At 71.8% G+C, this 12,848-nt stretch carries 14 protein-coding genes; 9 read left to right on the forward strand and 5 right to left on the reverse strand.

Going from position 1 to position 12,848, the window contains the following annotated elements; translation table 11 throughout:
* Positions 1-696 (reverse strand): DUF2510 domain-containing protein (locus tag EAO73_RS29480; protein ID WP_147975370.1); only part of this gene is annotated, 696 nt, incomplete at its 3' end.
* Positions 697-907: 211 nt separating this feature from the next.
* Here EAO73_RS29480 and EAO73_RS29485 point away from each other — a divergent pair.
* Complete coding sequence (locus EAO73_RS29485; protein ID WP_147974594.1) at positions 908-1,384, forward strand: SsgA family sporulation/cell division regulator; 477 nt, start codon at positions 908-910, stop codon at positions 1,382-1,384.
* A gap of 19 nt (positions 1,385-1,403) precedes the next feature.
* Here EAO73_RS29485 and EAO73_RS29490 read toward each other — a convergent pair whose 3' ends face one another.
* Positions 1,404-2,771, reverse strand: a complete 1,368-nt coding sequence (locus tag EAO73_RS29490; protein WP_147974595.1) for an FAD-binding oxidoreductase — start codon at positions 2,769-2,771, stop codon at positions 1,404-1,406.
* A 97-nt stretch (positions 2,772-2,868) separates the two neighbouring features.
* Here EAO73_RS29490 and EAO73_RS29495 point away from each other — a divergent pair, with 97 nt between their 5' ends.
* Positions 2,869-4,542: a tetratricopeptide repeat protein gene (locus tag EAO73_RS29495; protein ID WP_147974596.1), complete on the forward strand. Its 1,674-nt coding sequence runs from the start codon at positions 2,869-2,871 to the stop codon at positions 4,540-4,542.
* Positions 4,543-4,614: 72 nt separating this feature from the next.
* Here EAO73_RS29495 and hppD read toward each other — a convergent pair whose 3' ends face one another.
* Positions 4,615-5,760: a 4-hydroxyphenylpyruvate dioxygenase gene (gene hppD / locus EAO73_RS29500; protein WP_147974597.1), complete on the reverse strand. Its 1,146-nt coding sequence runs from the start codon at positions 5,758-5,760 to the stop codon at positions 4,615-4,617.
* A gap of 132 nt (positions 5,761-5,892) precedes the next feature.
* On the opposite strand from hppD, the gene EAO73_RS29505 reads away from it, so the two are divergent.
* The 7 genes from EAO73_RS29505 (at position 5,893) to EAO73_RS29535 (ending at position 11,031) form a co-directional block, all read left to right on the forward strand.
* Positions 5,893-6,366 (forward strand): Lrp/AsnC family transcriptional regulator, encoded by a 474-nt coding sequence (locus tag EAO73_RS29505; protein ID WP_111331080.1) that lies wholly within the window; start codon positions 5,893-5,895, stop codon positions 6,364-6,366.
* 15 nt (positions 6,367-6,381) lie between these two features.
* Positions 6,382-7,029, forward strand: a complete 648-nt coding sequence (locus EAO73_RS29510; protein ID WP_147974598.1) for an ABC transporter permease — start codon at positions 6,382-6,384, stop codon at positions 7,027-7,029.
* The gene (locus EAO73_RS29515) at positions 7,022-8,278 is read left to right on the forward strand and encodes an ABC transporter ATP-binding protein (RefSeq protein WP_147974599.1); all 1,257 of its coding nucleotides are present in this window, start codon (positions 7,022-7,024) and stop codon (positions 8,276-8,278) included. The genes EAO73_RS29510 and EAO73_RS29515 overlap by 8 nt, the downstream gene beginning before the upstream one ends.
* A complete protein-coding gene (locus tag EAO73_RS29520; RefSeq protein WP_147974600.1) occupies positions 8,275-9,144 on the forward strand; it encodes an ABC transporter permease in 870 nt (289 codons plus the stop codon). Before EAO73_RS29515 ends, EAO73_RS29520 begins: the two co-directional genes overlap by 4 nt.
* Entirely contained in the window at positions 9,141-10,121 is a 981-nt protein-coding gene (locus tag EAO73_RS29525) for a glycine betaine ABC transporter substrate-binding protein (protein WP_412075516.1), read from the forward strand. Before EAO73_RS29520 ends, EAO73_RS29525 begins: the two co-directional genes overlap by 4 nt.
* 83 nt (positions 10,122-10,204) lie before the next feature.
* Positions 10,205-10,816, forward strand: a complete 612-nt coding sequence (locus EAO73_RS29530) for an ArsR/SmtB family transcription factor (RefSeq protein WP_147974601.1) — start codon at positions 10,205-10,207, stop codon at positions 10,814-10,816.
* Positions 10,817-10,830: 14 nt separating this feature from the next.
* Positions 10,831-11,031: a hypothetical protein gene (locus tag EAO73_RS29535; RefSeq protein ID WP_147974602.1), complete on the forward strand. Its 201-nt coding sequence runs from the start codon at positions 10,831-10,833 to the stop codon at positions 11,029-11,031.
* 11 nt (positions 11,032-11,042) lie between these two features.
* Here EAO73_RS29535 and EAO73_RS29540 read toward each other — a convergent pair whose 3' ends face one another.
* Together EAO73_RS29540 and EAO73_RS29545 are read right to left on the reverse strand one after the other, a co-directional pair.
* Complete coding sequence (locus tag EAO73_RS29540) at positions 11,043-11,822, reverse strand: S16 family serine protease (protein WP_147974603.1); 780 nt, start codon at positions 11,820-11,822, stop codon at positions 11,043-11,045.
* 141 nt (positions 11,823-11,963) lie between these two features.
* Positions 11,964-12,605: an IclR family transcriptional regulator gene (locus EAO73_RS29545; RefSeq protein ID WP_136318059.1), complete on the reverse strand. Its 642-nt coding sequence runs from the start codon at positions 12,603-12,605 to the stop codon at positions 11,964-11,966.
* Between the last annotated feature and the right edge of the window lie 243 nt (positions 12,606-12,848).

Raw genomic sequence — 12,848 nt, forward strand, 5'->3', positions numbered from 1 at the left:
CCGGGGTCCGCCGCACCCGAGAAGACCGTCGCGATCCGCGCCCTGCGCCGGCGGGCGCGGGGCCGCGTCCAGGGCGCGGAGGGTCAGGGTGCCCTCGCTGGGGGGCTGTTCGCCGCCGCCCGGCCGGCGCAGGGCGCGGATCGCGACGGTCTTCTCGGGTGCGGCGGACCCCGGCGTACCGGTTCCGTCCTCAAGCGCCGGACGGGCTTGAGGGGGCTGGACGAGCTCGTCGGCCTCAGCCCGTACCGGCTCGTCGGCCCCAGTCCGTCCGGCGTTTGACGACGGAACCCCCGGGGCGGGGGCCGCCGCGGCTGCGGGCGCGGCGGGCTTCGGTGCGCCGGTTGCGTCCTCAGGCTCCGGACCGGCCCGACCGGCCGGGGCCTCCGGCCCCGTGCCGCCCCACGACACGCGGCGGTCGCGGTCGCCGCCGAAGCCCGCCTGGCGGGTGGCGTCGGCCTGCCAGGCGGTCGCGGGTTCGGGGCGCCCCGCCCCGTCCGGCTCGTCGTCGAGGAACACCGGACCGGTCTCCTCGACCGCGGCCGCGGGCCGCACCTCGTCCTGCTGCGGGGCCGGGCGGCTCGTGCCGGGGACCCAGGAGGCGCCGTTCCAGTACCGGACGTAGCCGGGGATGGACGGGTCGGGGTAGTACCCCTCGCGGGGGCTTTCGTCACCGGGTGCCGGGGTTGGGGCGCTCATCACCGTGGTCCCGTATCTCTTCGAGGCGGCCTCAATACAGGGGTCCACATCTACCAGACGGGCGCGTACTGCCGGGCCGGTCCGGGTGTTTGGCCCACTTTCCGGTCACGCGAACTTTTTTCTGGAAGTCGCGTAATGGATGGCGCCGAGGGCGCTCTCATCCGTGCGGGCCGGTCGTGGGACCGGCCCCGGACAAGGGAAGGACGCCCTCATGCACACCATCGTGGAGCGCGAGCTGGAGCTCAAGCTGGTCCTGTCGCCGGAGCGCAGCATCCCCGTACCCGCCAGGCTGACGTATCGCACCGAGGACCCGTACGCCGTGCACATCACCTTCCACATCACCTCGGACTCGCCGGTGTACTGGACGTTCGCCCGCGATCTGCTGGTGGAAGGGGTGTTCCGGCCGTGCGGGCAGGGCGATGTGCGGATCTGGCCCACCAAGGTGGACGGGCACAGCGTCATCTGCGTGGCGCTGACGTCGCCGGACGGCAACGCCCTGCTGGAGGTGCCGTCCGCGGCGGTGGCGGTCTGGGTGGAGCGGACGCTGCGGGTGGTTCCGCCCGGTACGGAGACCGCGCGGCTCGGCATCGACGAGGGCCTGGCCGAACTGCTCGCGCCGCTGCCGGCCGACGATCTGTGGATGAGCGACCCGTGGCCGTCGGACGAGTCGCAGGACGGGGAGAGTTGAGGGGCGTGGGCCCGGGAGCTCAGAACACCTTGCCCGGGTTGAGCAGCCCCAGCGGGTCGAACGCCTGCTTGATGCCCCGGTGCAGCTCCACGCTCACCTCGCCGAGTTCGCGGGCCAGCCACTCCTTCTTCAGGACGCCCACGCCGTGTTCGCCGGTGATCGTGCCGCCGAGGGCGAGGCCGAGCGCCATGATCTCGTCGAAGGACTCCCGGGCCCGCCGGGACTCGTCGGCGTCGGCGGGGTCGAAGCAGACGACGGGGTGGGTGTTGCCGTCGCCCGCGTGGGCGCAGACGCCGATGGTGAGGCCGTGCTTCTCCGCGATCTCCGCCGTGCCCTCCAGCATCGCGCCGAGCCGCGAGCGCGGTACGCACACGTCGTCGATCATCGTCGCCGGTTTGACGGTCTCCAGCGCGGTCAGCGACATCCGCCGGGCCTGGAGGAGCATCTCGGACTCGGCCGCGTCCTCGGCCGGTACGACGTCGGTGGCGCCGGCGGCGGTGCACAGGGCGGCGACGGCGGCGAGGTCGGTGGCCGGGTCCGGGGTGTCGAAGGCGGCGAGCAGCAGGGCCTCGGTGGTCTCGGGGAGGCCCATGTTCGCCATGCGGTTGACCGCCTGGACGGTTGTGCGGTCCATCAGTTCGAGGAGTGAGGGGGTGTGTCCGCTCTCCATGATCCGGCAGACGGCGTCGCAGGCGCTCGACGCGTCCGCGAACTCGGCGGCGAGGACGAGCTGCCGGGGCGGCCGGGGCTTCAGCGCGAGGACGGCCTTCACGACGACCCCGAGGCTGCCCTCGGAGCCGACGAAGAGGCGGGTGAGGTCGTATCCGGCGACGCCCTTGGCGGTGCGGCGGCCGGTGGTGAGGAGGCGTCCGTCCGCGAGGACGACGTCGAGACCGAGGACGTATTCGGCGGTGACCCCGTACTTCACGCAGCACAGACCGCCGGAGGCGGTACCGATGTTGCCGCCGATGGTGCACATCTCCCAGCTGGAGGGGTCCGGCGGGTAGTACAGCCCGTGTTCGTCGACGGCACGGGACAGTACGGCGTTGATGACTCCGGGTTCGACGACGGCGATGCGGTCGACCGGGCTGATCTCCAGGATGCGGTCCATCTTCACCAGGGAGAGCACGATGCAGCCGTCGGTGGCGTTGGCCGCGCCCGACAGGCCCGTGCGGGCGCCCTGGGGGACGACCGGGACGCGCAGGGCGGTGGCCGTGCGCATGATGTGCTGGACCTGCTCGACGGTGCGCGGGAGCGCGACGACCGCGGGGGTGCCGGCCTCGCAGAAGCTCGCCATGTCGTGGGCGTAGGAGGCGGTGATGTCCGGGTCGGTGATCAGGGCCTCGGCCGGAAGGCCCGCCCGCAGGAGTTCGAGGAGATCGTCCATGATCCAAGCGTGGCACCCGGGCCCATTGGTGTGAACCCGTCTGCGGTGGCGGTCCCAAGGTGCGGTGCGATCTTCATACTGACGCACAGTGAGCGGCATGGAACTCACGCCTCAGCAGCCCCCGAGGGCCCCCGGGCCCGAGGACTCCTTCGACACTGGCCTGCCCGCCGCGCCCGTCACCAGGACCGCGCCGCCCCCCTCGATGCGCACGAGCCTGCGCAGGGCCGCCTTCGGCATGGTGGCCGGCGCGGTCCTGGTGACGGGCGCGGTGGTCGCGGTGCCCGACGACGACACGGACGCGGCGCCGCCCGTGGCCGGCCCGGTCTCGCGCGCGATGACCGCGACGGCCGCCGGCTCCCCCGCCTCCCTCGCCGATCTGACGGCGCTCATCGGGGACCGGCAGAAGTGGGTGGGCACGCACCCCTCGGACGCGCCCGCCTGGGCGGTGCTGGGTTCGGCGTACGTGGAGCGGGGGCGGCGGGCCGCGGACCCGGCGTACTACACCCGCGCCGAGCAGGCGCTGAAGCGCTCGCTGGACGTGCGGCCCGGCGAGAAGGGCAACACGGCCGCCTGGGTCGGCCTCGCCTCCCTCGCCAACGCCCGCCGCGACTTCGTGACGGCGAAGAAGTGGGGCGAGACGGTACGGGCGCGGCAGCCGAAGGAGTGGACGGTCTACCCGGAGCTGATCGACGCGTACAACGGTCTCGGTGACCGGAAGTCGGCGATCACGGCGGTGGAGAGGTTCACCGAGCTGCGGGCCGGGGTGCCGGCGCTGGGCCGGGCGGCCGAGATGTACCGGGACCGGGGCTGGCGCGAGGACGCGCTGGCCACCGCGCAGGACGCGGCGAACGCGGCGAGGACGCCCGCCGAGAAGGCCGCCTGCCTGGCCAGGCTGGGCGAACTGGCCTGGGAGCGGGGCGAGCCGAAGGAGGCCGTGGCCCAGTACGGGGCGGCGCTGCGCGTCGAGAGGGGCCACCACCCCTCGCTCGCCGGACGGGCCCGCGCGCTCGCGGCCCTCGGCCGCACCGACGAGGCCGTACGGGACTACCAGGCCGCACTGGCGAAGTCGCCGCGCCCGGAGTACCTGCTGGAGCTGGGCGAGCTGTACGAGTCGCAGGGGCTCGACGGGGACTCGGTGGGCCAGTACGACAGACTCCGCGCGGCGCTGGACCGGGGGACGGCGCGCGGGGTGGACGAGTCGCTGCCGCTCGGCCGCTTCGAGGCCGCGCACGGGGACGCGGACGCGGCGGTGGAGCTGCTGCGGGCCGAGTGGGAGCGGGGGCACCGCAGCCCGGCGGTGGCCGACGCGCTGGGCTGGGCGCTGCACCGGTCGGGCGATCCGGACGCGGCGCTGGAGTACGCGCAGCGGGCGGTGGACTCGGGCGGGCAGAACGCCTCGTACGCGTACCACCTGGGCGTGGTCCAGCGCGCGCTGGGCGACTACGGGGCCGCCCGCCGCCATCTGGAGGAGGCGCTGCGGACCAACCCGGCGTTCTCCCCGCTGGACGCACCGCTGGCACGGGAGGCGCTGGACACCCTGGGGCAGCCCCCGGCGGGCGGCCCGGCGGACATGCGGCCGGCCCCGGAGCCGGAGCCCGTGGCACCGCAGGCACCGCAGCAGCCCGCTCCGGCCGCTCCGGCTCCGGACTCCGGCGGTGTCCCGGCACCGGCGGCCGGCGCCCAGGGGCATCAGGCGGCGCCGGCACCCTCGGCGGCTGCCCCGCAGGCACCCGTGAAGCCGTCGCCCGCGCCGTCGGCGGCCGTCCGCTGAGCCACGGCGGCAGAGCGGGAACGACGAGGGGCGGGCCGGAATCCGGCCCGCCCCTCACGCGTGCCGCACGGATCAGAGGTTGCCGCGCTTCTCCTGCTCGCGCTCGATCGCCTCGAACAGGGCCTTGAAGTTGCCCTTGCCGAAGCCCATGGAGCCGTGGCGCTCGATCATCTCGAAGAAGACGGTCGGGCGGTCCTGGACCGGCTTGGTGAAGATCTGCAGCAGGTAGCCGTCCTCGTCGCGGTCGACGAGGATCTTCAGCTCGCGCAGGGTCTCCACGGGCACCCGGGTCTCGCCGGCCCACTCGCCGAGGGTGTCGTAGTACGAGTCCGGGGTGTCCAGGAACTGCACACCGGCGGCACGCATCGCCTTCACCGAGGCGACGATGTCGTTGGTGGCGAGCGCCATGTGCTGGACGCCGGCGGCGCCGTAGAACTCCAGGTACTCGTCGATCTGGGACTTCTTCTTGGCGATGGCCGGCTCGTTGATCGGGAACTTGACCTTGAGCGTGCCGTCCGCGACGACCTTGGACATGAGCGCGGAGTACTCGGTGGCGATGTCGTCGCCCACGAACTCCTTCATGTTCGTGAAGCCCATGACCTTGTTGTAGAACGCCACCCACTCGTTCATCTTCCCGAGTTCCACGTTGCCGACGCAGTGGTCGATGGCCTGGAAGAAGCGCTTGGCCGGCGGCTCGACGATCGGGTTGGCGGCGACGTAACCCGGCAGGTACGGGCCGTCGTAGCCGGAGCGCTCGACCAGGGTGTGGCGGGTCTTGCCGTACGTGGCGATGGCGGCGCGCACGACGGTGCCGTGCTCGTCCTTCGTCTCGTAGGGCTCCTCGATGCCGGTGGCGCCGTGCTCGACGGCGTAGGCGTACGCGGCGCGCGCGTCCGGCACCTCGATGGCGAGGTCGATGACACCGTCGCCGTGCGCGGCGACGTGGTCCTCCAGGAAGTGGCCCCAGTCGGTGGACGCCTTGACGACGGAGGTGAGGACGAAGCGGGCGGAGCCGCTGGTGAGCACATAGCTGGCGGTCTCGCGGCTGCCGGTCTCCGGGCCGGAGTAGGCCACGAGCTTCATGCCGAAGGCCGTCGAGTAGAAGTGCGCGGCCTGCTTGGCATTGCCGACGGCGAAGACGACGGCGTCCATCCCCTTGACGGGGAAGGGGTCGGCCTGCCGGGACGTCTCGGGGGTGCTGTGCATCGTCTCTGTCATGTTCAGCAGGTTCCCGCCACTCCGCAAGGTGCGCAACAGTTCCCGGGATCGCTGGTCAACCTGTCCAGCGATTGCCCATGATGGGCGGGCTATCTGTACATGGTGCCCATCACACCGACCCCGGAGGCCGGCATGGCGATCGATCGACTGGACGGGCGGCTCATCGTGCTGCTGGCGCGTGAACCCAGGATCGGGGTCCTGGAGGCGTCGCGCAGGCTGGGCGTGGCGCGCGGGACGGTGCAGGCGCGGCTCGACCGCCTTCAGTCGAATGGCGTCATCCGCGGTTTCGGTCCCGACGTCGATCCGGCGGCCCTCGGCTATCCGGTCACCGCGTTCGCCACGCTGGAGATCAAACAGGGTCAAGGCGCCGACGTACGGGCGCACTTGAGCGGTGTACCGGAGGTGCTGGAGCTGCACACCACCACCGGGCACGGGGACATGCTGTGCCGGCTGGTGGCCCGGTCCAACGCGGATCTCCAGCGGGTGATCGACCGGGTTGTCGGATTCGATGGCATCGTCCGGGCCTCCACGGCCATCGTCATGGAGAACGCCGTGCCCCTGCGCGTCATCCCGCTCGTCGAACAGGCGGCGCAGGACACCGACTGAGCCGAGGAGTGACGGGTGAGCTTCTGGGAGTACGTGGCCAACCGCCATCAGCAGCTGCTCACCGACGCCTTCCAACACGTCAGCGCGGTCTTCCAGTGCATGGTCATCGCCACCGCGCTCGGGGTGCTGATCGGGGTCGTCAGCTACCGCAGCGGCTGGGGCTCCTCGGTGGCGATCACCTCGACGGCGACCGTGCTGACCATTCCGTCCCTCGCCGCCATCGGTCTGCTGATCCCGCTGGTCGGCCTCGGCGTGGCGCCGACGGTGATCACTCTGACGCTGTACGGGCTGCTGCCCGTCGTCCGCAACGCCATCGTGGGCCTGCGCGGCGTGGACCCCGCCCTGGTGGACGCGGCCAAGGGGATCGGGATGTCGCGGACCGCGCGGCTGTTCAAGGTGGAGCTGCCGCTGGCCTGGCCGCCGATCCTCACCGGTATCCGGGTCTCCACCCAGATGCTGATGGGGATCGCCGCCATCGCCGCGTACGCCTCCGGGCCCGGCCTCGGCAACGAGATCTTCCGCGGCATCGCCTCGCTGGGCAGCGCCAACGCGATCAACCAGGTGCTCGCGGGCACGCTCGGCATCGTCATTCTCGCCCTGCTCTTCGACGCCGCGTACGTCCTGCTGGGCCGGCTCACCATCCCCAGGGGGATCCGTGTCTGAGACCACGACCGAGACCGTGCCGGAGCCGACGGCCACCTCCGGCGCCACCATCCAGCTGGAGAACCTGTCCAAGCGCTATCCGGGCAACCCGAACCCGGCGGTGGAGAACGTCTCGATGGAGATCAAGGCCGGCGAGACCGTGATCTTCGTGGGCCCTTCCGGCTGCGGGAAGTCCACCACGCTGAAGATGATCAACCGGCTGATCGAGCCGACGTCCGGCCGGATCAGGATCGACGACGAGGACGTCACCGACATCGACCCGGTGAAGCTGCGCCGGAAGATCGGGTACGCGATCCAGTCGTCCGGACTCTTCCCGCACATGACGGTCGCCGAGAACATCGCCCTGGTCCCGAAGATGGTGGGCTGGTCCAAGTCGCGGGTGAAGGACCGGGTGGAGGAGATGCTCGACCTGGTCGGCCTGGACCCGCGCGAGTTCCACGGCCGCTATCCGCGCGCCCTCTCCGGCGGTCAGCAGCAACGCGTGGGCGTGGCACGGGCGCTGGCCGCCGATCCGCCGGTCCTGCTGATGGACGAGCCGTTCGGCGCGGTCGACCCGATCACCCGCGACCACCTCCAGGACGAGCTGATCCGGCTCCAGCACGAGCTGCACAAGACGATCGTCTTCGTCACCCACGACTTCGACGAGGCGATCAAGCTGGGCGACCGGATCGCGGTGCTGCGCGAGCGCTCGCACATCGCGCAGTTCGACACCCCGGAGGCCATCCTCACCAACCCGACGGACGACTTCGTCTCCGGGTTCGTCGGCGCGGGCGCGGCGCTGAAGCGGCTCAATCTGACCCGGGTGCGGGAGGTGGAGATCGCCGACTTCCCCACCGTGACGGTGGACGACCCGCTCCAGTCGATCTTCAACAAGCTGCGCGCCGGTTCGCACAACGAGCTGCTGATGCTCGACCGCCGGAACCGCCCGTACAAGTGGCTGCGGCGCGGCGACCTGATGCGGGCCCGGGGCTCCCTGGCGCGGGCCGGACAGCTGGTCCACGACACGGTGACCCGGGACGCCACGCTGCACGACGCGCTGGAGGCGGTGCTCACGGACAGCGGCGGGCGGGTCGCGGTGACCGGCCGGCGGGGCGAGTTCACCGGGGTCGTGGACATGCACACCCTGATGAACTCGGTGCACGAGCTCCTGGAGGCGGACCGGCTGGCCGCCATCGAGCACCAGCACGATCTGGAGGAGCTGCGCGTCCACCAGACCTCCGAGGAGCTGGAGGGCGGTGCGGGCGCATGACCCCCGATTCCCCGGGCTCCTCCCCCGCGCCCGGCCGCGAACGGCAGCCGGGCGAGCACGACGTGAAGGGCCATGCCTTCCGCGACGAGGAGGCGGCTTCCCCGGCGCCGGCGCCGGGGAAGCCGCCGCGCCGGATCACCTGGCGCAAGCTGGTGGTGCTCCCGGCGGCCCTCGCGGTGGTGCTGGTCCTCACGTACGTCTGGATCGAGAACGTCAGCCTCGACTCGATCGCGGAGAACTCGCTGGCCGGGGACACGGTCGAGGTGCGCTGGTGGCAGCACGTGCGGCTGACCGCGATCTCGACGTTCTGGGTGCTGATCATCGCCATCCCGCTGGGCATCGCGCTGACCCGGCGCGGCCTGACCAGGGCCGCCCCCGTGGTCACGGCGATCGCCAACATCGGCCAGGCGACCCCGGCGATCGGTCTGCTGGCCCTGCTGGTGATCTGGCTCGGCATCGGCCCGTCCACGGCCATCACGGGCATGGTGATCTACGCGGTGCTGCCGGTGCTCTCCAACACGGTCGCCGGGCTCAAGGCGATCGAGCCGAGCATGGTGGAGGCCGCCCGGGGCATCGGCATGTCGGCCATGGGCACCCTCACCAAGGTCGAACTCCCCCTGGCCGTCCCGCTGATCCTGGCCGGGGTGCGGACCGCGCTCGTCCTCAACGTCGGCACGGCGACCCTGGCGACCTTCGGGGGCGGCGGCGGGCTCGGCGACCTGATCACCTCGGGCATCCAGACCCAGCGCATGCCGGTCCTCGTCCTCGGCTCGGTCCTGACCGTGGTGCTGGCGCTCCTGGTGGACTGGATGGCCTCGCTGGCCGAGGTGGCGCTCACCCCGCGCGGACTGGAGGTGGGGCGATGAAGACCCGGCGGGTGCGCGGGGCTCTCGCGGCGGGGGCGGTGCTGGCGCTGACGCTGGCCGGGTGCGGGCTCAAGAGCGGTTCCCCGATGGTCGACGACGTGGTGCCCGGGTCCGTCGGACAGGGGCAGCCGCTGGACGGCGCGTCGCTGACCGTCACGTCGAAGAACTTCAGCGAGAACATCATCCTGGGCCAGATGATCGGGCTGATCTTCAAGGCGGCCGGGGCGGAGGTGCTGGACCGGACGAACCTGCCCAGCTCGATCAGCGCCCGCGAGGCGGTCATCCAGGGCGACGCGGACGCCGAGTACGAGTACACGGGCACCGGCTGGATCACGTACCTCGGGCACGCCAAGCCCATCGTCGACCCGATGGAGCAGTGGCGGGCGGTGCGCGACGCGGACCTGAAGAACGGGGTGACCTGGCTGCGGCCCTCCACCCTCAACAACACCTACGCGCTCGCCATCAGCCGGAAGAACAACGCCACGTACCACCTGAAGACGCTCTCCGACGTCGCCGCCCTGGCGAAGAAGAACCCGTCGGCGGTGACGGTCTGCGTCGAGAACGAGTTCGCCTCGCGCGACGACGGGCTGCCCGGCATGGAGAAGGCGTACGGGATGTCCCTGCCGGCCGCCAACATCAAGAAGATGGACGCGGGGATCATCTACACCCAGGTCTCGAAGTCCGACTCCTGCCTGCTCGGCGAGGTCTTCACCACGGACGGCCGCATCAAGGCGATGCACCTCGATGTGCTGGAGGACAACAAGCACTTCTTCCCCAACTACAACGCGGCGCCCGTCGTCCACACCCCGACGCTGGAGAAGTACCCGGAGATCGCCGGCCTGCTGGACCCGCTCAGCAAGCGGCTGACCACGGAGGTCGCGCAGGTGCTGAACGCCCGGGTGGACGTGGACGGCCAGGACCCGCACGAGGTGGCGAAGGACTGGCTGATCGAGGAGGGGTTCATCAAGGAGGGGTGAGGGCCGGCCTGGCCGGAGAGAGTTACAAAGATTCTTTGCAAAGATCTGTTGCAAAACCGTCTTTGCAACTCTACGGTGGAGCCATGTCACCGAACGAACCGCACGACGACCACAGCGCGACGGCCTCCGAGCTCGACTTCCTCCGCATCGACGCCCGCGCCCTGCGCGGCCTCGCCCACCCGCTGCGGATCCGCCTGCTCAACACCCTGCGGGAGCACGGCCCCGCCACCGCGTCCGGCGTCGCCGAGCGGCTCGGCGAGTCCAGCGGTGCCACCAGCTACCACTTGCGGCAACTGGCCTCGTACGGCTTCGTCGAGGACGACCCGACGCTCGGCAAGGGCCGCGAGCGCTGGTGGCGGGCGGCCCACGCCGGCACCGCCTTCGACTCCGACCTGATGCACGACGCCGACCCCGAGGTACGCGGCGCCATGGGCGTCGTCCTCCACGAGGTGGCGACGATCCACGCCCAGGAGCTGAGCACCTGGCTCGGCACGATGCACGAGTGGTCCCGCGAGTGGTACGAGGGATCGAGCCTCAGCGACTTCAAGATCCGGCTCACGCCCGAGCTCTCCCGCGAACTCGCCGAGAAGGTCCACGAGCTGATCGACACCTACCGCGGACGCGTTCCCGAGGGCACCGAGAACTCCGCCGTCGTCCGCACCCACCTGCACGTCTTCCCGCGCCGCACCGACTGAAGGGACCGACCGCCATGAACCCCGAGACCTACCTCGCCCCGTACCGCGTCCACTCCCCCGAGCTGCGCGACCACGTCCGCGGCCTCCGCGCCGCCCGGCGCACCGCGCTGCGCCGCAAGCTGCGCAGCAGGCTCGGCTGGACCATGGTCGAGATGGGCCTGCGCGTGCTCCCGGCCGGCGCCGGCCGCCCGGCCCGTGCCCCTCGTCCCGCCTAGCGTTCCGAGGCTCAGCAGCTCGGGATCTTCCCGCCGTGGTCCAGGGCCCTCAGTGAGTTCACCGCGTCCTTCAGCGTCGTGACCGGGATCAGCCGCAGGCCCTTCGGCAGCTCGGACTTCGCCTCCGAGCACTCCGCCTTCGGTACGAGGAAGACGGTCGCCCCGTCCCTCCGGGCCGCCTGCGTCTTGAGCGAGACCCCGCCGACCGCGCCGACCGCGCCGTCCGCCTCGATCGTGCCGGTGCCCGCGACGGTGCGGCCGCCGGTCAGGTCCCCGCCCGAGCCGTCGCCGTCGAGCTTGTCGACGATGCCCAGCGCGAAGAACAGGCCGGCGCTGGGGCCGCCGATGTCCGCCAGGTGCAGGGTGACGTCGACGGAACCGGGCTTGCGGTCCAGGTAGTTCAGCGCGGCGTCGACGGCGGCGTCCTGGGACTTCGCCATGTCGTCGAGGTTGTGCTTCTCGATCTCCTTCTCGGAGCCGCCGGTCGGGTAGACGGAGTCCCTGGGCAGCACGGCCCGGTCCGTACGGAACCAGCTGTCGACGACGTCCCGGAGGCCGACGTCCGCCTTGGGGCCCGTCGCCACGATCGTCGTCATCCGCAGCTCGCCCCGGGTGGTGCGGGTGGGGGTGCCCTTGATGCTGATCACGGGGGTGCCGTGGTCCTCCCCCAGCACATTCGCGGTCGTCCCGGGCTGCGCCAGCGTGAACGGCAACGGCGCGAAGGCGGCGACACCGAGGAGCGCGACGACGGGGAGGGCGGCGAGGGCGAGGGTGCGGGGCGGTGTGAACACGCGCCCAATCTAACGTGCGGGGCCCCGGACCGGGGCCGGGCGTCCGGGACAGCCCGAGCCCACATTCCGGCCCGTGCGGGCCGCATCGCAGCCCGTCCTCAAACGCCGGACGGGCTGGGTCTGCCGGGCTGGCCGGGTGCGTCAGCGCAGCGCGTCCGCGACCTCCCGGGCCGCGTCGATCACCCGCGGCCCCACCCGTTCCGGGACGGAGTCCGCCAGCATGACCACGCCGACACTGCCCTCCACCCCCGTCACGCCCATGAGCGCCGCAGCCGCACCGCTCGCGCCCGCTTCGAGTTCGCCGTGGGTGAGGGTGAAGGCCGTCTCGCCCACCGGCTTCTGGCGGGCGGCGAGGATCGCCCGGCCCGCGGCGCCCCGGTCGAGCGGGTGGCGGAAGCCCGCCCGGTACGCCACGTGGTAGTCGGTCCAGGTCGGTTCGACGACCGCGACCGCCAGCGCGTCGGAGCCGTCGACCAGCGTGAGGTGGGCGGTAGCCCCGATGTCCTCGGCCAGCGAACGCAGCGCGGGCAGCGCGGCCTCCCGTACGAGCGGATGGACCTGGCGGCCCAGCCGCAGCACGCCGAGACCGACCCGCGCCCGGCCACCCAGGTCGCGGCGGATCAGGGTGTGCTGTTCCAGCGTGGCGAGCAGACGGTAGACCACGGTGCGGTTGACGCCGAGCTTGTTGGACAACTCGGTGACCGTCAGACCGTGGTCGGTGTCGGCGAGCAGCTTGAGGACACGCAGTCCTCGGTCGAGCGTCTGGGAGGTCTCCGCTGTCACGACGCCCTCTCCTCCGTGGGTGAGCGGCGGCGGCTGGTTCCCATGGACTGTGCGCCACCGGTCCCAGCGGCGACGCACGGAGAGGCCGCCGGCCTGGCCAAGGCACCGGCTGCGCTCCGCGGCCACATTGCCACGGGGCGTTCACATTTTTGGGACAGTAGCGAGCGAGTCCGCTCAGCGGAAGACCTCGTCCAGAATCCGGTCGCCCCCGGAAACCGGGTTGTGCCGGGCGAGCATAAGTGC

The sequence above is a fragment of the Streptomyces sp. col6 genome, assembly GCF_008042035.1.
Classification (GTDB): Bacteria; Actinomycetota; Actinomycetes; order Streptomycetales; family Streptomycetaceae; genus Streptomyces.